The organism is Methylobacterium sp. TK26 (genome assembly GCF_055361565.1).
Window position 1 is genome coordinate 1,269,118 of the sequence record NZ_CM143965.1, and the last position, 18,810, is coordinate 1,287,927.

Annotated in this window: 17 protein-coding genes and 1 pseudogene; 5 read left to right on the top strand and 13 right to left on the bottom strand. The window is 69.9% G+C overall.

Annotated elements, in window-relative coordinates:
• Positions 1–19 precede the first annotated feature (19 nt).
• Positions 20–1,861, bottom strand: coding sequence for a DNA helicase RecQ (gene recQ, locus ACXJ1Y_RS06225; protein WP_463849243.1), 1,842 nt, complete (start codon positions 1,859–1,861; stop codon positions 20–22).
• Positions 1,862–1,941: 80 nt separating this feature from the next.
• On the opposite strand from recQ, the gene ACXJ1Y_RS06230 reads away from it, so the two are divergent.
• Positions 1,942–2,115 carry a type II toxin-antitoxin system VapB family antitoxin gene (locus ACXJ1Y_RS06230; protein ID WP_463849244.1) on the top strand — a complete coding sequence of 58 codons (174 nt, stop codon included), beginning with the start codon at positions 1,942–1,944 and terminating at the stop codon, positions 2,113–2,115.
• Positions 2,116–2,338: 223 nt separating this feature from the next.
• Here ACXJ1Y_RS06230 and denD read toward each other — a convergent pair whose 3' ends face one another.
• From denD to ACXJ1Y_RS06255, 5 genes are read right to left on the bottom strand one after another with little or no spacing between them, the layout of a single operon-like run.
• Positions 2,339–3,307, bottom strand: coding sequence for a D-erythronate dehydrogenase (denD, locus tag ACXJ1Y_RS06235; RefSeq protein WP_463849245.1), 969 nt, complete (start codon positions 3,305–3,307; stop codon positions 2,339–2,341).
• A gap of 7 nt (positions 3,308–3,314) precedes the next feature.
• Positions 3,315–4,592, bottom strand: coding sequence for a 3-oxo-tetronate kinase (gene otnK, locus ACXJ1Y_RS06240; protein ID WP_463849246.1), 1,278 nt, complete (start codon positions 4,590–4,592; stop codon positions 3,315–3,317).
• A 5-nt stretch (positions 4,593–4,597) separates the two neighbouring features.
• Positions 4,598–5,374, bottom strand: a complete 777-nt coding sequence (gene otnI / locus ACXJ1Y_RS06245; protein WP_463849247.1) for a 2-oxo-tetronate isomerase — start codon at positions 5,372–5,374, stop codon at positions 4,598–4,600.
• Positions 5,375–5,407: 33 nt separating this feature from the next.
• Positions 5,408–6,316, bottom strand: a complete 909-nt coding sequence (ltnD, locus tag ACXJ1Y_RS06250; RefSeq protein ID WP_463849248.1) for an L-threonate dehydrogenase — start codon at positions 6,314–6,316, stop codon at positions 5,408–5,410.
• Positions 6,317–6,326: 10 nt separating this feature from the next.
• On the bottom strand, positions 6,327–7,646 hold the full coding sequence (locus ACXJ1Y_RS06255) for an MFS transporter (RefSeq protein WP_463849249.1): 1,320 nt from the start codon (positions 7,644–7,646) through the stop codon (positions 6,327–6,329).
• 165 nt (positions 7,647–7,811) lie between these two features.
• On the opposite strand from ACXJ1Y_RS06255, the gene ACXJ1Y_RS06260 reads away from it, so the two are divergent.
• Positions 7,812–8,825: a LacI family DNA-binding transcriptional regulator gene (locus ACXJ1Y_RS06260; RefSeq protein ID WP_463849250.1), complete on the top strand. Its 1,014-nt coding sequence runs from the start codon at positions 7,812–7,814 to the stop codon at positions 8,823–8,825.
• Positions 8,822–9,493: a 3-oxo-tetronate 4-phosphate decarboxylase gene (gene otnC, locus ACXJ1Y_RS06265; protein WP_463849251.1), complete on the top strand. Its 672-nt coding sequence runs from the start codon at positions 8,822–8,824 to the stop codon at positions 9,491–9,493. The genes ACXJ1Y_RS06260 and otnC overlap by 4 nt, the downstream gene beginning before the upstream one ends.
• A gap of 290 nt (positions 9,494–9,783) precedes the next feature.
• Here otnC and ACXJ1Y_RS06270 read toward each other — a convergent pair whose 3' ends face one another.
• The 3 genes from ACXJ1Y_RS06270 to ACXJ1Y_RS06280 all read right to left on the bottom strand — a co-directional run bounded on the left by ACXJ1Y_RS06270 (position 9,784) and on the right by ACXJ1Y_RS06280 (position 13,254).
• The gene (locus ACXJ1Y_RS06270) at positions 9,784–10,446 is read right to left on the bottom strand and encodes a DUF6630 family protein (RefSeq protein ID WP_463849252.1); all 663 of its coding nucleotides are present in this window, start codon (positions 10,444–10,446) and stop codon (positions 9,784–9,786) included.
• A 157-nt stretch (positions 10,447–10,603) separates the two neighbouring features.
• Positions 10,604–12,760 carry a glycine--tRNA ligase subunit beta gene (gene glyS / locus ACXJ1Y_RS06275; protein WP_463849253.1) on the bottom strand — a complete coding sequence of 719 codons (2,157 nt, stop codon included), beginning with the start codon at positions 12,758–12,760 and terminating at the stop codon, positions 10,604–10,606.
• A 50-nt stretch (positions 12,761–12,810) separates the two neighbouring features.
• Positions 12,811–13,254, bottom strand: coding sequence for a hypothetical protein (locus tag ACXJ1Y_RS06280; protein WP_463849254.1), 444 nt, complete (start codon positions 13,252–13,254; stop codon positions 12,811–12,813).
• Positions 13,255–13,466: 212 nt separating this feature from the next.
• Here ACXJ1Y_RS06280 and ACXJ1Y_RS06285 point away from each other — a divergent pair, with 212 nt between their 5' ends.
• Positions 13,467–14,426, top strand: a complete 960-nt coding sequence (locus ACXJ1Y_RS06285) for a DMT family transporter (RefSeq protein WP_463849255.1) — start codon at positions 13,467–13,469, stop codon at positions 14,424–14,426.
• Positions 14,427–14,440: 14 nt separating this feature from the next.
• On the opposite strand, the gene ACXJ1Y_RS06290 is transcribed toward ACXJ1Y_RS06285, so the two are convergent.
• The gene (locus tag ACXJ1Y_RS06290; protein ID WP_463849256.1) at positions 14,441–15,361 is read right to left on the bottom strand and encodes a glycine--tRNA ligase subunit alpha; all 921 of its coding nucleotides are present in this window, start codon (positions 15,359–15,361) and stop codon (positions 14,441–14,443) included.
• A 202-nt stretch (positions 15,362–15,563) separates the two neighbouring features.
• Here ACXJ1Y_RS06290 and ACXJ1Y_RS06295 point away from each other — a divergent pair, with 202 nt between their 5' ends.
• Positions 15,564–15,833: a hypothetical protein gene (locus ACXJ1Y_RS06295; protein ID WP_463849257.1), complete on the top strand. Its 270-nt coding sequence runs from the start codon at positions 15,564–15,566 to the stop codon at positions 15,831–15,833.
• A 3-nt stretch (positions 15,834–15,836) separates the two neighbouring features.
• On the opposite strand, the pseudogene ACXJ1Y_RS06300 reads toward ACXJ1Y_RS06295, so the two are convergent.
• From ACXJ1Y_RS06300 to ACXJ1Y_RS06310, 3 genes and pseudogenes are all read right to left on the bottom strand, one after another.
• Positions 15,837–17,442 (bottom strand): annotated as a pseudogene (locus ACXJ1Y_RS06300) (Na+/H+ antiporter).
• A 151-nt stretch (positions 17,443–17,593) separates the two neighbouring features.
• A complete protein-coding gene (locus ACXJ1Y_RS06305; RefSeq protein ID WP_463849258.1) occupies positions 17,594–18,100 on the bottom strand; it encodes an MmcB family DNA repair protein in 507 nt (168 codons plus the stop codon).
• 81 nt (positions 18,101–18,181) lie between these two features.
• Complete coding sequence (locus tag ACXJ1Y_RS06310) at positions 18,182–18,703, bottom strand: DedA family protein (protein WP_463849259.1); 522 nt, start codon at positions 18,701–18,703, stop codon at positions 18,182–18,184.
• Positions 18,704–18,810 lie beyond the last annotated feature (107 nt).

Below are 18,810 nucleotides of genomic sequence, written 5' to 3' on the forward strand. Positions count from 1 at the left end.
CGCCTCACGGAACAGGGGATCAGGCGGCCGTGGGATGGGTCAGGAACTCCTTGATCGCCTCGGCGAAACGGTCTCCGTACGCCTCGCGCTTGCGCTCGCCGACGCCGTGGATGCTGCGCATCGCCCAGAGATCCACGGGTTTCTGCCGCGCCATCTCGATCAGCGTGCGGTCCGGGAACACCATGAAGGCGGCGATTCCCTCGGCCCTGGCGATGGTCGCGCGAAGACCACGCAGATGCTGGAACAGCGCCTCGTCCGCCTCGGGCAGGCCCAGTTCCTCGGCCGCGCGGGGTGCGGTGCGGCGGCGCTCGCGGGATTCGGGCTTGGGCTCGGGGTCCGGCCGCAGGGTGATGGGCTCGCGCCCGTAGAGGATGTCCGTGCCCTTCTCGGTGAGGCTGAGGCCGCCATACCCGTCGGCGTTCTCGGCCACCGCCCCGGCCGCGAAGAGCTGGCGCAGGATCGCCCGCCACGCCGCCACCGGCTTGTCGGCGCCGACCCCGAAGGTCTTGAGCCCGTCATGGCCGTTGCGGCGGATCGGGTCGCTCTCCTTGCCGTGCACCACGTCGCAGACATAGGCCGCGCCGAAGCGCTGCCCGGTGCGCACGATGGCCGATAGCAGCTTCTGCGCCGGCACGGTGCCGTCCACGAGTTCCACCCCGTCGCGGCACAGGTCGCAGCGGCCGCACCGCCCGCTGGTCTCGCCGAAATAGGCGAGCAGCGATTGCCGGCGGCAGGAGGCGCCCTCGCACAGCGAGATCATCGCCTCCAGCTTGCGCCGCTCGACCCGGCGGCGCTCGTCGGAGATCTCCTTCTCGTCGATCTGGCGGCGCCGCAGCGCCATGTCGTCGAGGCCGTAGAGCGTGAGAGTGTCGGCGGGCAGCCCGTCGCGGCCGGCGCGGCCGATCTCCTGATAGTAGCCCTCGACGTTGGTCGGCATGTCCGCGTGGATGACGAAACGCACGTCGGGCTTGTTGATGCCCATGCCGAAGGCGACGGTGGCGGTCATCACCATCCCGTCCTCCTGCAGGAAGCGGTCCTGGTTGCGGGCCCGCGTGCCCTGGTCGAGGCCGGCATGGTAGGGCAGGGCGGTGAACCCGTCCTTGCTCAGGGTCTCGGCCAGCTGCTCCGTGCGCTTGCGCGACGAGCAGTAGATGATGCCGCTCTCGGAGCGGCGGTGCCGCAGGAAGCGCTCGATCTGCCGGGACGGGTTGTCCTTCGGCTGGAAGGTCAGGCGGATGTTCGGCCGGTCGAAGGAGTGGACGAAGATCCTCGGGTGCCGCCCCTCGGGGAACAGCCGCTCGGCGATCTCAGCCCGGGTGGCCGCGTCGGCGGTGGCGGTGAGCGCCACGGTCTGGACGTTGCCCAAGGCTTCGCGGGCGCGGGCGATCTCCCTGTATTCGGGGCGGAAATCGTGCCCCCATTGCGAGACGCAATGCGCCTCGTCCACGGCGAGCCGCTGGACCCCGGCCCCGCGCAGGGCCTCCATGCAGCCATCCATGAGGAGGCGCTCGGGGGAGACGAACAGCAGGCGCATCTCCCCTGAGCGGATCGCCCGCCATGCCTCGCGGGATTCGGCCTCCGGCACGGTGGAATTGAGGGTCGCCGCCGGGATGCCGACGCTGCGCATCTGCTGCACCTGATCGTGCATCAGGGCGATGAGCGGCGAGACCACCACGGTCAGCCCGGCATCGACCAGGGCCGGCAATTGGTAGGTCATCGACTTGCCGGAGCCCGTGGGCATCACGGCGAACACGTCCTGCCCGTCGAGGACCGCGCCGATCACCTCATCCTGGCCGGGCCGGAAATCCTCGTAGCCGAAGGTCTCCTTCAGCGCGGCGCGGGCCTCGTCGAGGCGGGTCATCCGGGTTCTCTCAATGTCTGGTATGCTTGCGGCAAGGGGCGGGCGGGCTTACGTTTTTTGCGCTCGCCACGGAGGCAGCCATGCCGCTCACCATCGCCAGCGACGAGGTCGATCGGCTCGCCGAGAAATTGGCATCGCGGACGGGCGTGAGCAAGGCTAAGGCGGTGCGGGTCGCGTTGGTGCACGAACTGGCGCGGACCGGCAAGACGCTCGCCGAGCGCATCCGGCCGATCCAGGACGAGTTGGCACCCTAACCCCAAGACCGGCGTCAAGGCGGACAAGGCGTTCGACGACAATCTGGACGGAGGGCCGTCAAGACAATCGTGAGGGTGCGCGCGAGGCGGCTATCCCCCGCACCGTCATTGCGAACGCAGTGAAGCCATCCAGCAGCGCTACGGTCGGAAACGTCCCGCCTCCCTGGATGGATTCGCTTCGTTCGCAATGACGATGAAGCGGGAAGGGCGGACCCAGCCCCCCTCACCCCCCGTGGAACTCCGCGATGTGCTGGGCCACGATGGCGTCGAACGAGGCGTCCGCCCGGAAGCCCAGTTCCGTCGCGGCCTGGGTGTCGAACGCCTCCGGCCACGTCTCCACGATGCGCAGGACCGCCTCGTCCGGCTCCCGGCGGATCAGGGCGACCGCCTTGTCGCCGGCCGCGCGGCGCAGGGCCTCGATCTCCTCGGCGACCGTCGCGGAGACGCCCGGCATGGTCAGGCTCCGGCGGGTGCCGAGACGGGTGAGGTCGAGCCCCGCCGCGTGGGTGAGGAAGCCCACCGCCGCCGCCGGGCTCGCGAACCAGTGCCGCACCGTGTCCGGCACCGGCAGGCGGGCTTCCTGCCCGGCCAGCGGCTCGCGGATGATGCCGGAGAAGAAGCCCGAGGCCGCCTTGTTCGGCTTGCCCGGCCGGACGCAGATCGTCGGCAGGCGCAGGCCGATCCCGTCGAAGATGCCCCGGCGGGCATAGTCGGCGAGCAGCATCTCGCCCATCGCCTTCTGCGTGCCGTAGGAGGTGGCCGGGCGCAGGATGTGGTCGTCGGGGATCACCCCCGGGAAGGGCGGGCCGAACACGGCGAGCGAGGAGGTGAACACCACCTTCGGCCGGTAGCCCTCGATCGCGCGGATCGCCTCGAACAGGAAGCGCGTGGCGTCGAGGTTCACCCGGTAGCCGAGGTCGAAATTCGCCTCCGCCTCGCCGGAGACCACCGCCGCGAGGTGGAAGATCACCTCCGGCCGGTCGCGCACCGCCGCCTCGGCGGCGCCGGGCCGCGACAGGTCGGCGGCCTCCGCCCGCACCGGGCCGGGCACGCCGTCGGGGGCGGTGGGGGCGACCACATCGAGGAGCGTCAGGCCGGTGAGCGGCTGCCCGCCGACCATCCCCTCGCTCACGAGGGTGTCGACGAGGCGCCGGCCGATCATGCCGGCGGCACCGAGGATCAGAGCGTGCATCGAAACCTCACTGCATCATGTCGAGGGCGCGGGCGAAGAAGTCGGGGCCGCCGAAATTCCCCGACTTGAGGGCGAGCAGCATCGGCTCCGGGCGGCCGGCGCTGCGCAGCACGGGCACGCCGGCCGCGATCTCCGGCCCGACGAGGAAGGCGCGCAGGCCGAGGCGGTCGACGCAGGCGCCGGAGGTCTCGCCGCCTGCGATCACGAGGCGCCGCACGCCCGCCGCGACCAGCCCTTCGGCAATGGCCGAGAGGGCCGCCTCGACGGCATGGCCGGCGGCTTCCGAGCCGTGGCGGGATTGGAGCGCCCGCACCGCCTCCGGCTCGGCCGACGAGGCGATCAGCACCGGGCTCTGCGCGATCCGCTCTCTGGCGAAGGCCAGCGCCTCGGCCACCACCGCCTCCGACTCCGACAACAGCCGTCCGGCATCGAGGCGCAGGACCGGCATCCGGGCTTCCGCCGCCGCGACCTGCCCCAGGGTCGCCTGCGAGCAGCTTCCGGCGAGGCAGGCGGCATGGCCGCCGACCGGCTCGCCCACGGCGGCGCCGGCCGCGTCGCGCGTGCCCCGGCCGTCCTCCGCCAGGGCGCGGGCGAGGCCGAGACCGAGGCCTGAGGCGCCGACCGAGAATCGCCTCGCCACGATGGCGCGGCCCAGCGTTTCGAGGTCGCGGTCGAAGATGGCGTCGGCGATGGCCGCGCCCTTGCCCTCGGCGGCGAGCGCGTCGAGCTTGGCGGCGACGGCCTCCGGCCCCTTCGTGACGGTGGCCATATCGATGAGCCCGACCCCGCTCGCGCTCTGGCGCGACAGCACCCGCACGAGGTTGGCGTCCCGCATCGGGTTGAGGGGGTGGTCCTTGAGCGGGCTCTCGTTCAGGGGCAGGGCGCCGACGAACAGGTTGCCCTGGTAGACGCTGCGGCCCGTCTCCGGGAATGCGGGGGTCACGAGGGCGATGGCCTCGCCGGCCGCCTCCCTCAGGGCGTCCGTGACGGGGCCGATATTGCCCTCGTCCGTCGAGTCGAAGGTCGAGCAGATTTTGAACATCACATGCGCCGCGCCGCGCCCGCGCAGCCACGCCTCCGCCTCCCGCGAGCGGGCGACCGCCTCCGGCGCCGGGATCGAGCGGCTCTTGAGGGCCACCACCACCGCATCCGTCTCCGGCAGCGGGAGGTCGGGGGCGGGGATGCCGATGGTCTGGACCGTGCGCAGGCCCGCCTTGGTCAGGGTGTTCGCGAGGTCCGAGGCGCCGGTATAGTCGTCGGCGACGCAGCCGAGGGCGAGCGGCATCGGGGTCAGGCCTTCCTGTAGGGGGCGAACCAGCCGAGGCCCGCCTCGGTGTTCCCCGCCGGGATGTATTCGCAGCCGACGAACCCGTCGTAGCCGAGCCGGTCGAGTTCCGCGAAGAGGAACGCGTCGTCCATCTCGCCGGTGCCGGGCTCGTGCCGGTCGGGCACGCTCGCGGTCTGCACATGGCCGACCATCGGCATCAGGTCGCGCAGGCGCATGGTCACGTCGCCGTGCAGGATCTGGCAATGGTAGAGGTCGAACTGGAGCTTCAGGTTCGGCAGGGCCAGCTCCCGGATCAGGGCCGCCGCCGCCCCGAAATCGTTGAGGAAATAGCCCGGCATGTTGCGGCTGTTGATCGGCTCCAGCACGAGGTCGAGCCCGGCCGGGGCGAGCTTTTCGGCGGCGTAGGCCACGGCTTTCCGGTAGGCGTCCCGGGCCTGTGGATCCGCCGGGTCGGCGAGCCCGGCCATCAGGTGCAGGCGCTTCACCCCCGTCGCCTCGGCGTAGCGGAGCGCCGTCTCGACGCCCGCCCTCACTTCATCGAACCGGTGAGGAAGCGCCGCCAACCCCCGCTCGCCACTCGCGAAATCCCCCGGTGGCATGTTGAACAGCGCCTGGGTCAGACCGTTCGCGCGCAGGCGCTCGGCGATGGCCTCCGGCGAATGCTCGTAGGGGAACAGGAACTCCACCGCCGCGAACCCCGCCTTGGCGGCGGCCGCGAACCGGTCGAGGAACGGCACCTCGTTGAACATCAGGGTGAGGTTGGCGGCGAAGCGGGGCATGGGTTTCGGACTCCCTGGGTCGAGGACGGCGGTCTACTTCTCTGGCAGCACGGCCCCGGAGACCTGCGCGTAGAGCCTTGCCACGGAGGCATCGTCGTCCCGGCCCATGCCGGCGCCCGAGGCCATCAGGAACATCTGCAGGGCGGCGGCGGCCACCGGCACCGGGTACTTTTCCGCCCGCGCCATGTCCTGCACGATGCCGAGATCCTTCACGAAGATGTCGACGGCGCTCTTCGGGGCGTAATCCGCATCGAGGATGTGCGGCACGCGGTTCTCGAACATCCACGAATTGCCGGCCGACTTCGTGATCACCTCGTAGACGCGCCGCAGGTCGAGGCCCTGCTTGGCCGCGAAGCTCATCGCCTCGCAGGCGGCGGCGATGTGTACCCCCGCCAGCAGCTGGTTGATCATCTTGAACGCCGCGCCTTGCCCCGCTTCGTCGCCGAGTTCGTAGACCGTGCCGGCCATGGCGGTCAGCGCGTCCCGCGCCCCCGCGAACGCCGCCTGCGAGCCCGAGGCGAGGAAGGTCAGTTCCCCCTCGGCGGCGCGCGCGGCGCCGCCGCTCATCGGCGCGTCGAGATAATGCCGGCCGGTCTCCTCCAACTGGGCCGCGAGGCGCCGGGCGATGGCCGGGTCCATCGTCGCGGAGGAGACGAACACCGCCCCCTCCGGCATCGCCGCCGCCGCGCCGTCCGGCCCGAACAGCACCGCCTCGGTCTGGGCGGCGTTCACCACCACCGCGACCACCACCGAGGCGCCCTTCGCCGCCTCGGCGGGGGTGGACGCCGCCTCTCCGCCGGCCTCCCGGAAGCGGGCGACCGCCTCCGGGTTCACGTCGCAGGCCGCGACGGAAAAGCCCGCCCGCAGGAGCGAGGCCGCCATGCCCGAGCCCATCGAGCCCAGGCCGATCACCGCCGCGCGGCGCTGTCCGTTGTCCGTCATCGCGGGCTCCTCACTTGTTCACGAGGCGGGCCGGCACCGCGAACACGCAGGCCGCGCCGAGGACCAGCGTCACCGCCAGCACGTACATGCCGGCGGCGGTGCTGCCGGTGTAGTCGCGCAGCGCCCCGATGGCGTAGGGGCCGGCGAAGCCCGCGAGGTTGCCCACCGAGTTGATGAGGGCGATGCCCGCCGCCGCGCCCGCGCCGCTGAGGAAGGCGGTCGGCAGCGACCAGAACAGGGGCGAGCAGGCGAGCACGCCGCCGGCCGCCACCGAGAGCGCCGCGATGGCGACGACCGTGTCGGTGCTGGAGGCCGAGACCGTGAAGCCCACCGCGCCGATCAGCGCCGGGATGATGAGGTGCCAGCGCCGCTCGCGGAACCGGTCGGCGCTGCGGCCGAGGGCCACCATCACCACCGTCGCCACGAGGAACGGGATCGCGCTCACGAGGCCGATGTTGAAGTTGCCCTGGATGCCCGACGCCTTGACGATGGTCGGCACCCAGAAGGCGAGCCCATACTGCCCGGCCACGAACAGGAAGTAGATCAGGCTCATGAACCACACGCGGCCGTTGCGGAACACGGTGGCGAGGGAGTGCGGGCTGTCGGTCTTGGTGCGCTCCTCGGCGGCGATGTCGCGCTCCAGCACCTGCCGCTCGGCGGTGTCGAGCCACTTCGCCTCGGCGGGGCGGTTGTCGAGGTAGAACAGCACCGCGATGCCGACGAGGACGGCGGGAATCGCTTCCAGCAGGAACATCCACTGCCAGCCGGACAGGCCGTGGGTCTCGTGGAACGTGTCCATGATCCAGCCCGAGAGCGGGTTGCCGAACACGCCTGAGACCGGGATCGCCGCCATGAACACGGTGATCACCCGCGCCCGGCGGTGGGAGGGGAACCACGAGGTCACGTAGAGGATGACGCCCGGATAGAACCCGGCCTCGGCCAGCCCGAGGAGGAAGCGCATCGCGTAGAAGCTCGCCTCCGAGTTCACGAACACGAACGCCCCGGAGATCAGGCCCCAGGTGATCATGATCCGCGCGATCCAGACCCGCGCGCCGACCCGGTGGAGGATGATGTTCGAGGGCACCTCGAACAGGAAGTAGCCGAGGAAGAAGATGCCCGCGCCGAGGCCGTAGGCGGTCTCGGAGAAGCCGAGCTCCTTCGACATCTGCAGCTTGGCGAAGCCGACATTCACCCGGTCGAGATAGGCGACGATGTAGCAGAGCATCAGGAACGGCACGAGCCGCCAGAAGACCTTGGCGTAGGTCCTGTCGATGAAGCCCTTGTCGCTGGACGCGGTGCTCCCCGGCGCCGCGGCGGCCTGCACTGGCATGGCTGTGTCCCTCCCTCGCCCCCCGTTGTGGGTGGGCCGATCCACCGCTCCCCGGCGGCTGTGAATCGCGCTATATCTCTCTTTGGCAGCGCTGCCAATTCTGTTGTGAAACAAAATGCAGCCCTGTATGCCGGTCCCGGGGAAGGGCGCCGGGAGGGTGCGGGGATGACAGGGTTCGACCCGCCGGGACGGCTCGTGACGCTCACCGACGTGGCGCGGGAGGCCGGCGTCGGCGAGAGCACGGTCTCGCGGGTGCTGCGCAACCACGGTTCCTATTCGAAGCGCGCGGGCGAGCGGGTGGCGGAGGCCGTGGCCCGCCTCGGCTACGTGCCGAACCGGCTGGCGGGGAGCCTCGCCGGGGGCGGGGCGGGCACGGGGTCGGGCCTCGTCGGGGTGGTGATCCCCTCGCTCGCCAACATCGTGTTCCCGGACCTGCTGCGCGGCCTCACGGCGGCCCTCGACGGCACGGGGATGCAGAGCGTCGTCGGCGTCAGCGAATACGATCCCGACCGGGAGGAGGCGCTGGTCGCCGCGCTCCTGTCCTGGCGGCCGGAGGCCCTGCTGCTCACCGGGCTGGAGCATAGTCCCGGCACGGTGAGCCTCGCCCGCGCGGCGGGGGTGCGGGTGGTGGAGATGATCGACACGGACGGGGAGGGGATCGACCGGGTGGTCGGCTTCTCGAACCGGGCGGCGGGGGAGGCGAGCGCCCGGCATCTCCTGGCCCGGGGCTACCGGCGGATCGGCTATATCGGCCTCGATCCGGGGAGCGACCTCCGAAGCGGCAAGCGGCTCGCGGCCTTCGAATCGGTGCTGGCGGAGGCGGCCCTGTCCCTCGCGGGGCGGGAGGTCCGGGAGGGCCGGTCCTCGGCCGCCATGGGCCGGGCGGGGTTCGAGGCGCTGCTGGCGCGCCACCCGGACCTCGACGCGGTGTATTTCGCCAACGACGACATGGCGCTCGGCGGCTGGTTCGCCTGCCTCGCGGCGGGGCTCGCGGTGCCGGAGCGGATCGCCCTGTTCGGCTTCAACGGGCTCGACTTCACGGAGGCGATGCCCCAACCCCTCTCGACGATCCGCACGCCGCGCCTCGCCATCGGGCGCGAGGCCGCCGCCTGCCTCACGGGCGACGGCCCGGCCCGGATCGACCTCGGATTCGACCTCATCGAAGGAGCCACCGCATGAGCGAGGAAGCCCGCCTGCGCGAGGAGATCTGCCGCTACGGCCGGTCCCTGTTCGAGCGCGGGCTGACGCCCGGCTCCTCGGGCAACATCTCGCTCCGCCTGCCCGACGGCGGCTGGCTGGTGACGCCGACCAACGCGTCGCTGGGCTTCCTCGACCCGGCGCGGATCTCGCGCCTCGACGGGGCGGGGCGGCTCCTGTCCGGCGACAAGCCGACGAAGGAGATCCCCCTCCACACCGCCCTCTACGAGAGCCGGGGGAGCGCGAAGGCCATCGTGCACCTGCACTCGACGCACGCGGTGGCGGTGTCGATGCTGCCGGAGATCGACCCGAAGGCGGTGCTGCCGCCGATGACGCCCTATTACCTGATGCGCACCGGGGGCACGGCTCTGGTCCCCTACTTCCGCCCCGGCGACCCGGCGGTCGCGGACGCGATCCGGGGCTTGGCCGGGCGCTATTCCTCGGTGCTGCTGGCCAACCACGGGCCGGTGGTGGCGGGCGATAGCCTGGAGGCGGCGGTCTTCGCCACGGAGGAACTGGAGGAGACGGCCAAGCTCTACCTCCTCCTGCGCAACCTCAACCCGCGTCACCTGTCACCGGGGCAGGTGCAGGACTTGGTGAGCCATTTCGGGCTGACCCTGCCGGAGCATCACGGGCACGATCACGGGTGAGGGACGACCCTCTCGCGTCGCGTGGGGCAAGAGGACACCGAAACCCTCGCCCCGCCTCATCCTGAGGTGCCCGCGTCAGCGGGCCTCGAAGGAGGGCTCCAGGGATCGCAGCGCCGTCTGGAGCCCTCCTTCGAGGCGGCTATCGCCGCACCTCAGGATGAGGGTGGAGGGGCGGGCGCCAGCCGCCGGCTTCGCCTCTCCCCGAGGGGGCGTAAATTGCGTCGCTTCGCTCGCGAAGACGGAAGGCGCAACATGAACCGAGTTTCCCCGGAAAAACTCTAATAAGAAACCTATCGCTTCAGGATGTGTTCGTACGGCGATTTCTTGAGATAACTTTTAAATTGCCAAGCCGGGTCTTCAACGTTGATCAAGTAACCCAGCCTTTCCCCAATCCATTTTTTAGCCAAAAAATTTGTCAGAATGGCAAAAACAAATGTGTCCGAATTGTTGTTTATATTTACGATTTTTAGACCATTATCAGCTGCATAGGCAGCTAATGGGCCGAAAAGCCAGCCCATTTCACTGCCGCGCTGGATCGGTTGCTTGCTGTCCAGGTAGGCGAGAATGGATTCAACCTGATCCTGCGGCATGGGGCCAACAAGTGGTTTCATTAGTTTTTCAAATTCTTCCAGTATAGATGAATAATCTTCCGACCAGTCTATATATTTCACAAGGCCATAATGATCGCATTTATCTATAAAAATAGCCCATCTAACTTCATCGATCTTCGAGTGCTTATCTACTCCCGACCATTCAAGTAACGATCGTGAATCTTCGGGGCGGCTTAAAGACTGAATGTAGTCTCCACAAGCCTCTGGCGCACCGTATAAATCTGCAAGATCACTCAGAAATTCGTAACGACGATTTATTGAATTTCGTGACCGTCTCTCTTCCCGCCAGATAAGAATTAAGATTATACCTATCGTGAGGCACGATACTGCCTGTAAAGCCATGCGCTGATCCCCTCCCCTCTGCTGCCCAAGCCTCGCACGTCTTGGGCTTGAGAGGCGGTAGCAAGAAGCAGAGGGGATTTTATACGAGCCTTGTCTTCAAGATCAGCGCTGTGCACGAGGCTATCGCACCGCTATCCCCCACTGATGAAGTGGCGATTCAACCCTCGATCTTCGAGAAGTCGGCGACCTCCCGCGTGGCGGCGCGGAGCGCGTTGAGGAGCGCCAGGCGGTTCTCGCGGAGCTTCGGGTCGTCCGCGTTGACGGTGACGTCCGTGAAGAACGCATCGACCGGGGCGCGCAGCGTCGAGAGCGCCCGCATGGCGCCGGCGAAATCCTCCGCCGCGACCGCCTTCGATGCCTCCGCGCGGGCCGACTGCAAGGCCTCGGCCAGCGCCCGCTCCGCCGGCTCGCCGGAGGCCGCGAGGGCGGAATCGGGCGCGGCGTTGTAGGCGCGGCCGTCCTTCTTCTCCTCGATGCGCAGGATGTTGGCCGCGCGCTTGTAGCCCGCGAGCAGGTTCTTGCCGTCCTCGGTCTCCAGGAACTTCTGCAGCGCCTCGACCCGGCGGGCGATGAGCAGCAGGTCGTCCTGGCCGGGCAGGGCGAAGACCGCGTCCACGAGGTCGTGCCGGGCGCCCATGTCCCGCAGGGTGATCTTCAGGCGGTCGGCGAAGAAGGCGAGAAGGTCGAAGCTCTTGTCGCCAACTGAAAGAGTTCCAACAAGACTTGGCCGGCCTGCCATTTTGTCAAGGGCGACTCGATGAATATCATTTCCGACAAGCGCTGAATGCTTGTTGAAAATGCTATAGAGTTTTAACCGCTTGCCTTCGAGAACATACCGAATAACACCCAAAGCCGCCCGCCGGAGCGCATAGGGGTCCTTGCTACCGGTGGGCTTCTCGTCGATGGCCCAGAAGCCGACCAGCGTGTCGAGCTTGTCGGCCAGCGCCACCGCGATGGCGACGGGGTCGCTCGGCACCCGGTCGGAGGGGCCGAGCGGCTTGTAATGGTCGCCGAGCGCGGTCGCGACGCTGGGCGGAAGGCCTTCCAGCGCCGCGTATTTCGCGCCCATCAGGCCCTGCAACTCGGGGAACTCGCCGACCATCTCGGTGACGAGGTCGGCCTTGGCCAGCCGCGCCGCCTGCTCGGCGAGCGCGGGGTCGGCGCCGACGAGGGGCGCTAGTTCCTTCGCGAGCGCCGCGATGCGAGCCACCCGCTGCCCCTGCGTCCCGAGCTTTTCGTGGAAGACGATGTTGTCGAGCTTCGGCAGGCGGTCTTCCAACCGGATCGCCTTGTCGGTCTCCCAGAAGAACTTGGCATCCGAGAGCCGCGCCCGCACCACCCGCTCGTTACCGGCGGTGATGGCCAGACCGCCGTCGCTGGCGACGAGGTTCGAGACGAGGATGAAGGCCGGGGCCAGTTCCTCGGAGCCGGCTGTCCGCAGGACGAAGCACTTCTGGTTGGCGCGGATCGTGGCGCGGATCGCCTCGGCGGGGATGTCGAGGAACGCCTCGTCGAAGGAGCCGAGCAGCACGACCGGCCATTCGACCAGCCCGGCGACCTCCTCCAGCAGGCCCTCGTCCTCGACGAGTTCAAGGCCGCGGGCGAAGGCGAGGTCGCGGGCGTCGTGCAGGATCACGTCCTTGCGGCGGTCCGCGTCGAGGATGACCTTCGCCTTCTCCAGCGCCTGGATATAGTCGTCGAAGCGGCGGACCTCGATCGGGCCGGGCGCCAGGAAGCGGTGGCCGTAGGTCGTGGTCCCGGCCTTGATCCCGCCGACCTCGAAGGGGACCACCTCCGGCGTCTCGGTCTCGGGGCCGAAGGTCGCCACGATGGATTGCAGCGGGCGCACCCAGCGCAATGCGCCGGGCTGGGCCGAGGCCACGCCCCAGCGCATCGCCTTCGGCCAGGGGAAGCTCTTGACGATCTCCGGCAGGATCTCGGCGAGCACGTCCAGCGTCTCGCGCCCGGCCTTCTCGATCACCGCGAGGTAGAACTCGCCCTTCTTCGGGTCGGTGATCGTAGTCGCCTGATCGAGGCTCGTGAGCCCGGCGCTCTTGAGGAAGCCCTGGATCGCGGCCTCGGGGGCGCCGACGCGGGGGCCGCGCCGCTCCTCGCGCACGGCCTCGCCGCGCGCCGGCAGGCCGGCGACGTGCAGGGCGAGGCGGCGGGGCGTCGCGAAGGCCTTGGCGCCCTCGTAGAGGAAGCCGCGCGCCACGAGGGCGTCGGTGACGAGCTTCCGGAGATCCTCGGCCGCGCGCCGCTGCATGCGGGCGGGGATCTCTTCCGAGCGGAGTTCGAGCAGGAGGTCGGGCATGGCGCGGCCATATCGCCGCGCCGCAACCCTGTCGAGGGCTCAGGCCGGCCTCAGCGCGCCTCGCCCTTCAGGATGGTGGAGAGCTGCCACTTCCGGTCGCCGATGGAATGGGCGTCCGAGACCCGCCACGCCCCATCCTCGCGCACGAGGTCGTAGACGATGGACTTCGCGCCGTCGCCGCCCTTGCGCTGGACCGTGACCTTCGCCTGGTCCGTGCCCTCGGTGGCCTCCTTGAAGGTGAGGTTCTTCACCGTGTCGGGCTTCATCGGCTCGCCGTTGAGGCGGAAGTCGAAATCGAGGTTGCCGGTGGCACCGTTCGCCTGCTTCGCGTCCGCGTCGAACAGCCCCTGCAGGCGCTTGGTGTAGACGGCCGAGTGATTCGGGTGCGGCTCGGCATAGAGCTTCTTCACCACGGCCTCCGGGCCGGGCTCGGCAGCGAGCGCCGGGGCGAGGCCCAGCGCGAGGAAGCCGAGGGCGAAGGCGGTCTGTTTCATGATGCAAATCCCGCTGTGAGAGGCGCCGGAGACGCCTGCCTGAGCGGGGTGTGGAACGCGCGAGGGGCCAACGGGCTCCCTTGAGGCTGTCTCAGCAGTCCGATCTTCCGGCAGCAGGCGCCGGTTGCGGAGGGGGGATTCGAAAGCAGGATTCGGGACGCCCGCCTCCCAGGTCGCCTCGTATCACGGGTCGAACCCACGGGAGGCTCGTCATGCCGCCAGCAATGAATCGCACGATGTCGACGCCCGAATGGGCGATGCTCCTCAGCCTTTCGGTGCTTTGGGGCGGATCGTTCTTCTTCACGCATGTCGCGCTCTCCGCCCTGCCGCCGCTCTCGCTCGTCGTTCTGCGTGTCGGCCTCGCTGCTCTGATCCTGAATGCGGTCGTGCCAGTGCTCGGCCTCGCGATGCCGCGTGGCATCGAGGTTTGGACGGCCTTCCTCTTCATGGGCCTGTTGAACAACGTGGTGCCCCTCAGCCTCATCGTCTGGGGGCAGACGCACATCGCCTCCGGACTCGCCGCGATCCTGAATGCCACCACGCCACTGTTCGCCGTCCTCGTCGCCCATGTGGGCACGTCCGACGAGAGGATGACAGGCAAGCGGCTGGCGGGCGTCCTCGTCGGCCTCGCCGGCGTCGTCGTGATGGTGGGGCCGGTCGTCCTCTCGGGCTTTGGGACCAATCTGCTGGCGCAAGTGGCCGTCCTCGGCGCGGCCCTATCCTACGCCTGCGCAGGCGTCTTCGGCCGACGCTTCCGTCGGATGGGTGTTCCGCCGCTTGCGACGGCGGCGGGGCAGGTCACGGCGTCCACGATCCTGCTTCTGCCCATCGTCCTCATGGTGGATCGACCCTGGACGCTCGCCATGCCGGGCGCATCGGTGTGGGGCGCGATCGCGGGGGCGGCGGCCTTGTCGACTGCTCTCGCCTACGTGCTGTACTTCCGGATCCTGGCGACGGCGGGAGCGACGAACCTGCTCCTCGTCACCTTCCTGATCCCGGTGTCGGCCATCCTCGCAGGGGCTCTCGCGCTGGGGGAGAGGCTTGATCCGCGTCATGGCCTCGGCATGGCGCTGATCGGTTGCGGACTTGCCGCCATCGATGGGCGCCTCTTGGCCATGGGCCGGCATCGGCGACGGCTTCCGCCCGAGATCTATCAGGGGCGGGACATCTGACGAGGCGGATCCGCTTACGCCCCGCCGCCCGCCGTCTTCAGCCACGCCGCGCCGCAGGCCTTGGCGAGTTCCCGCACCCGCAGGATGTAGCTCTGGCGCTCCGTGACCGAGATCACCCCGCGCGCGTCGAGCAGGTTGAAGACGTGGCTCGCCTTGATGCACTGGTCGTAGGCCGGCTGCACCATGCGGTGGCGTTCGCCCTCGTTCGGCGCACCCGCGTCGAGATAGGCGCGGCAGGCGGATTCCGCGTCGGTGAACTGGCGGAACAGCATCGTCGTGTCCGCCGCCTCGAAGTTGTGCCGGGAGTATTCCTGCTCGGCCTGCAGGAAGACGTCGCCGTAGGTGACGCGGTCCTCGCCCTCGGCGCCGTTGAAGTCGAGGTCGTAGACGTTCTCGACGCCCTGCACGTACATGGCGAGCCGTTCCAGGCCGTAGGTCAGCTCCCCCGCCACGGGGGCGCATTCGAAGCCCGCGACCTGCTGGAAGTACGTGAACTGGCTCACCTCCATCCCGTCGCACCAGCATTCCCAGCCGAGGCCCCAGGCGCCCAGCGTCGGGCTCTCCCAATCGTCCTCCACGAAGCGGATGTCGTGCAGCTTCAGGTCGACGCCGATCGCCGCCAGGGAGGCGAGGTAGAGTTCCTGCAGGTTCGGCGGGTTCGGCTTCAGGATCACCTGGAACTGGTAATAATGCTGCAGCCGGTTCGGGTTCTCGCCGTAGCGCCCGTCCTTCGGCCGGCGGGAGGGCTGCACATAGGCGGCCTTCCACGGCTTCGGCCCCAGCGCCCGCAGGGTCGTGGCCGGGTGGAACGTGCCCGCGCCGACCTCCATGTCGTAGGGCTGCAGGATCACGCAGCCCTTGTCCGCCCAGTAGGTCTGGAGCGCCAGGATCAGCCCCTGGAAGGATCGGTTGGGAGTGGGCGCGGCGCTCGGCATGCTCGGTCGGTGCTTTCGGACTCGGCCGGGGGTCTAGGAGAGCGGGGCCGTCGGCGCAAGGCGGGGCGGGCGCCCTATGGCGCCGGCACGAACCGTCAAGATTGCTGCGACGACCGGAACCGGGACGCCCACAGCCAAGTTATTCGCGCAACCAGGGGTTATCCGGCGCCCGATGTGCTGCCGAATGTTGCGGAAATGGACCATGACCACGTCGCCCAGGAAGTCGTTCGCCCGTCGTAACCTTGCCCTCGTCGCCACCCTCGCCCTCTCGGCGATGGCCGCGACGCCCGTCGTGATGAATGCGAGCCGCGCGCTGGCGACCTCGGACGACCCCGTCCCCGCCGCGACGCTCCGCGTGGAGCCGGTGGAGGTCGCCCCCATCGCCCCGGTCGCCAAGCCGGCGTGCCCGCACAAGGTGCGCGTCGTCTACGGCAGCTACGGCACGCCGGAGGGCTGCGCCGCCCTCCGCTAAGCCTCAACCGTGCCCGGCGGCCTCCCCCGAGAGCCGCCGGAGATGCAATTCCTCGAGGTCGAGTTCGGCCTCGATGGCCCTCAGCACCGAGCCGTGGATGCGGCCCTCCCGGTGCAGGGCGGCGAGGGCGGCCCGCCCGGCCCGGACGGCCCCGAGCGCGGCCAGCATGTGCGCGTCGCGCTCCACTTCGGCCACGGAGCGCTCGTCGCGCAGGCGCGATGTCGCCCAGACCCGGCGGCGATATTGCTCCACCAGCACCGGGTGGCGGTGCTCGCCCGAGTCGGGGGCCAGCAGGGTTTCCAGGGCGGCGAGCCCGGCCTCGTTCACCGCGACGCGGGCCATGGCGGCGTCGAGATGCCCGTCCGGCAGGCTCGTGCGCGCGTCGAGGCGCAGGCGCCGGATCAGTGGGCCCAGCGTCGTGCCCTGCACCAGCACCGTGAACAGGATCACCGCGAAGGCGGCCAACAGGATCGGGTCGCGGCCGGGGAAGCCGAGCGGCAGGGCGAGCGCCGCCGCCAGCGTCACGACCCCGCGCATCCCCGCCCAGCCGACCACCAGTGGGATCGCCGGGCGGAGCGCGGGGAGGGGGTCCCGCCAGGGCCGGGGCAAGAGCCGCGACAGGTAGACGGCGGGGAACACCCAGGCGAGCCGCGCCGCGACGCAGGTGGCCGTCGCTGCCAGCGCCAGGGGCAGGCCGGCGATGAGCGCGTCCGCGCTGCCGCCCATCCGGTCGAGCACGCCGCGCAGCGCCAGCCCGATCAGCACGAAGACCAGCGCCTCCAGCACGAACACCACGAAGCCCCACACGGCCAGCGCATGCGTGCGGGTGCGGGCGTCGAAGGTCTCGTGCTCGCGGCCTCCGAGCATCAGGCCGCAGGCCACCACGGCGAGGACGCCGGAGGCGTGGATTTCCTCCGCCGCGAGATAGGCGAGGTAGGCGACGAGGAAGGTGACGATCGTGGCCGCGTTGGCATCGTGAAGGCGGGCGACGACCCGCGTGGCGACGAAGCCGAGGGCCACGCCCACCGCGACGCCCGCCACGGCGAGCCACGCGAAGCTGCCGAGCGCCGCCCAGGCATCGAAGGCGCCGGTGAGGGCGGCGGCCACCGCGAAGCGGTAGAGCACGAGGCCGGAGGCGTCGTTCACGAGGCTCTCGCCTTCGAGGACGGTGACGGTCTTGCGCGGCAGCGTCACCCGCGCGAGCACCGCCTTGGCCGAGACGGCATCCGGCGGCGAGACGATGGCGCCCAGCGCGAAGCAGGCGGCCCAGGGCAGGCCGGGGGCGACCGCATGGGCGACCACCCCGACGACCAGCGTCGTGAACAGCACGGCCCCGAGGGACAGGGAGAGAATCGGCCTGATCGCGGCGCGAAAATCCCGCCAGACGGTGAAATAGGCCGATTCGAGCAGGAGCGGCGGCAGGAACAGGACCAGGATCAGGTTCTGGGTCGAGGTCGAAGGCCGGCAGGCCCGGCGCGACGGCGAGCGCCATGCCGCCGACCACGAGGGCCACGGCGGGCGGCAGGCCGAGCCGGCTGGCGACCAGGGACAGGACCAGCGCGGCCGCGAGCAGCGCGAGCACCAGTTCGAACAGGGCGACGGGTGTCATCCCCCCGCTGTGGACGCGGCGGCGCTTCGGAGCAAGCCTCCTCGGTGTCCGGCCGGGAAGCCGGACATCCCTACCACGACCTCATCCTGAGGTGCGGCGTCGGCCGCCTCGAAGGAGGGCGAGGGAAGGAGGCTCCCTCCCGGCGGAACTCTCAGAGCGCGCCTTCGCGGATCGCGCCGGGGTCGGCGAGCGCGTGCAGGAGCCTCGCGGCGCTGTGGGCGAAGCGGAGCGTCACCGCCTTGCGCCGGGGGCCGCTGAGGGCATGCTCGGGCGCCTCGCGCAGGATCGCGGCACCGTAGGCGTCGGCGACGATCAGGCCGCATTCCTCGGGGATCAGGTCTTCCGGCACGTCGTCGGGGATGGCGAAGAAGAACCGGTCGCAGAAGTCCCGGTAATCCGGCCATTTCCGGTCGGCGCGGAAATCGGCCACGCTCGACTTGATCTCCACGATGGTGAGCCGCCCGGCGCCGCAGAGGGCGATCACGTCGGCCCGGCGGCCGTTCACCAGGGAGAATTCCGGCAGGGTCACGCAGCCCATTTCCGAGAACAGCCGCCGCACCCCGCGCTGGATCCGCAGGGCGGTGGGGGATTGGCGCCGGTCCGGGGGGAGGATCAGCGCGGGTTCTGATGTGGCGGTGGGGCTGGCGGTGGATGTCATGACCGAATCGGTATCGTGCCGAATCGGGACATGGTGAAGGCGCACGCCGGCCGCGTCACCTGCGGCGCGGCATCACGCGGCTCACTTCTCGAACCATGCGAGCAGCCCGGCGCCGGGCGCCAGCAGCACGAAGGCCCAGACCAGCGCCGAGGCGACGTTGGCGAACTGGAAGGGCAGGCGGCTCATGCCGAGCACCCCGGCCAGCAGCGGCACGAGGGCCCGCGCCGGGCCGAAGAAGCGCCCGAGCGCCACGGCGGCGACGCCCCAGCGCTGGATGAAGCCCTCGGCCTTGGCGGTCATCTCGGGGTAGCGGCTCAGGGGCCATTTCTGCTTGGCGCCCGGCCCCAGCCAGTGCCCGAACTCGTAGGAGACCCAATCGCCCAAGGCCGCCCCGACGGCGGCGCCGATCACCACCGGCCAGAAGGCGAGCCCGGCCCCGCCGACCAGCGCGCCCACGGCCACGAGGATCACCGTCGCGGGGACGAAGATCGAGAGGACGGCGATCGATTCGCAGAAGGCGAGCCCGGCCGCGATCAGCGGTGCCCAGGCCTTGTGGGTCTCGACGAAGGCCATCGTCGAATCCTTGAGGGCTTCGATGTCCATGGGGGCGGAAAACTCTCCTTACGTCGGTCCCATCTGAGTCCGACATGGCTGCCCGGCAAGTCCGGGGATGCGAAGGCGCGTGGAACGGGCTAACCACGGCGTGTCGA

Excerpts from the sequence above, each read along its gene's own strand:
- recQ (WP_463849243.1), bottom strand. The coding sequence starts at position 1,861 with ATGACCCGCCTCGACGAGGCCCGCGCCGCGCTGAAGGAGACCTTCGGC.
- ACXJ1Y_RS06230 (WP_463849244.1), top strand. The coding sequence starts at position 1,942 with ATGCCGCTCACCATCGCCAGCGACGAGGTCGATCGGCTCGCCGAGAAA.
- denD (WP_463849245.1), bottom strand. The coding sequence starts at position 3,307 with ATGCACGCTCTGATCCTCGGTGCCGCCGGCATGATCGGCCGGCGCCTC.
- otnK (WP_463849246.1), bottom strand. The coding sequence starts at position 4,592 with ATGCCGCTCGCCCTCGGCTGCGTCGCCGACGACTATACCGGCGCCTCG.
- otnI (WP_463849247.1), bottom strand. The coding sequence starts at position 5,374 with ATGCCCCGCTTCGCCGCCAACCTCACCCTGATGTTCAACGAGGTGCCG.
- ltnD (WP_463849248.1), bottom strand. The coding sequence starts at position 6,316 with ATGACGGACAACGGACAGCGCCGCGCGGCGGTGATCGGCCTGGGCTCG.
- ACXJ1Y_RS06255 (WP_463849249.1), bottom strand. The coding sequence starts at position 7,646 with ATGCCAGTGCAGGCCGCCGCGGCGCCGGGGAGCACCGCGTCCAGCGAC.
- ACXJ1Y_RS06260 (WP_463849250.1), top strand. The coding sequence starts at position 7,812 with ATGACAGGGTTCGACCCGCCGGGACGGCTCGTGACGCTCACCGACGTG.
- otnC (WP_463849251.1), top strand. The coding sequence starts at position 8,822 with ATGAGCGAGGAAGCCCGCCTGCGCGAGGAGATCTGCCGCTACGGCCGG.
- ACXJ1Y_RS06270 (WP_463849252.1), bottom strand. The coding sequence starts at position 10,446 with ATGGCTTTACAGGCAGTATCGTGCCTCACGATAGGTATAATCTTAATT.
- glyS (WP_463849253.1), bottom strand. The coding sequence starts at position 12,760 with ATGCCCGACCTCCTGCTCGAACTCCGCTCGGAAGAGATCCCCGCCCGC.
- ACXJ1Y_RS06280 (WP_463849254.1), bottom strand. The coding sequence starts at position 13,254 with ATGAAACAGACCGCCTTCGCCCTCGGCTTCCTCGCGCTGGGCCTCGCC.
- ACXJ1Y_RS06285 (WP_463849255.1), top strand. The coding sequence starts at position 13,467 with ATGCCGCCAGCAATGAATCGCACGATGTCGACGCCCGAATGGGCGATG.
- ACXJ1Y_RS06290 (WP_463849256.1), bottom strand. The coding sequence starts at position 15,361 with ATGCCGAGCGCCGCGCCCACTCCCAACCGATCCTTCCAGGGGCTGATC.
- ACXJ1Y_RS06295 (WP_463849257.1), top strand. The coding sequence starts at position 15,564 with ATGACCACGTCGCCCAGGAAGTCGTTCGCCCGTCGTAACCTTGCCCTC.
- ACXJ1Y_RS06305 (WP_463849258.1), bottom strand. The coding sequence starts at position 18,100 with ATGACATCCACCGCCAGCCCCACCGCCACATCAGAACCCGCGCTGATC.
- ACXJ1Y_RS06310 (WP_463849259.1), bottom strand. The coding sequence starts at position 18,703 with ATGGACATCGAAGCCCTCAAGGATTCGACGATGGCCTTCGTCGAGACC.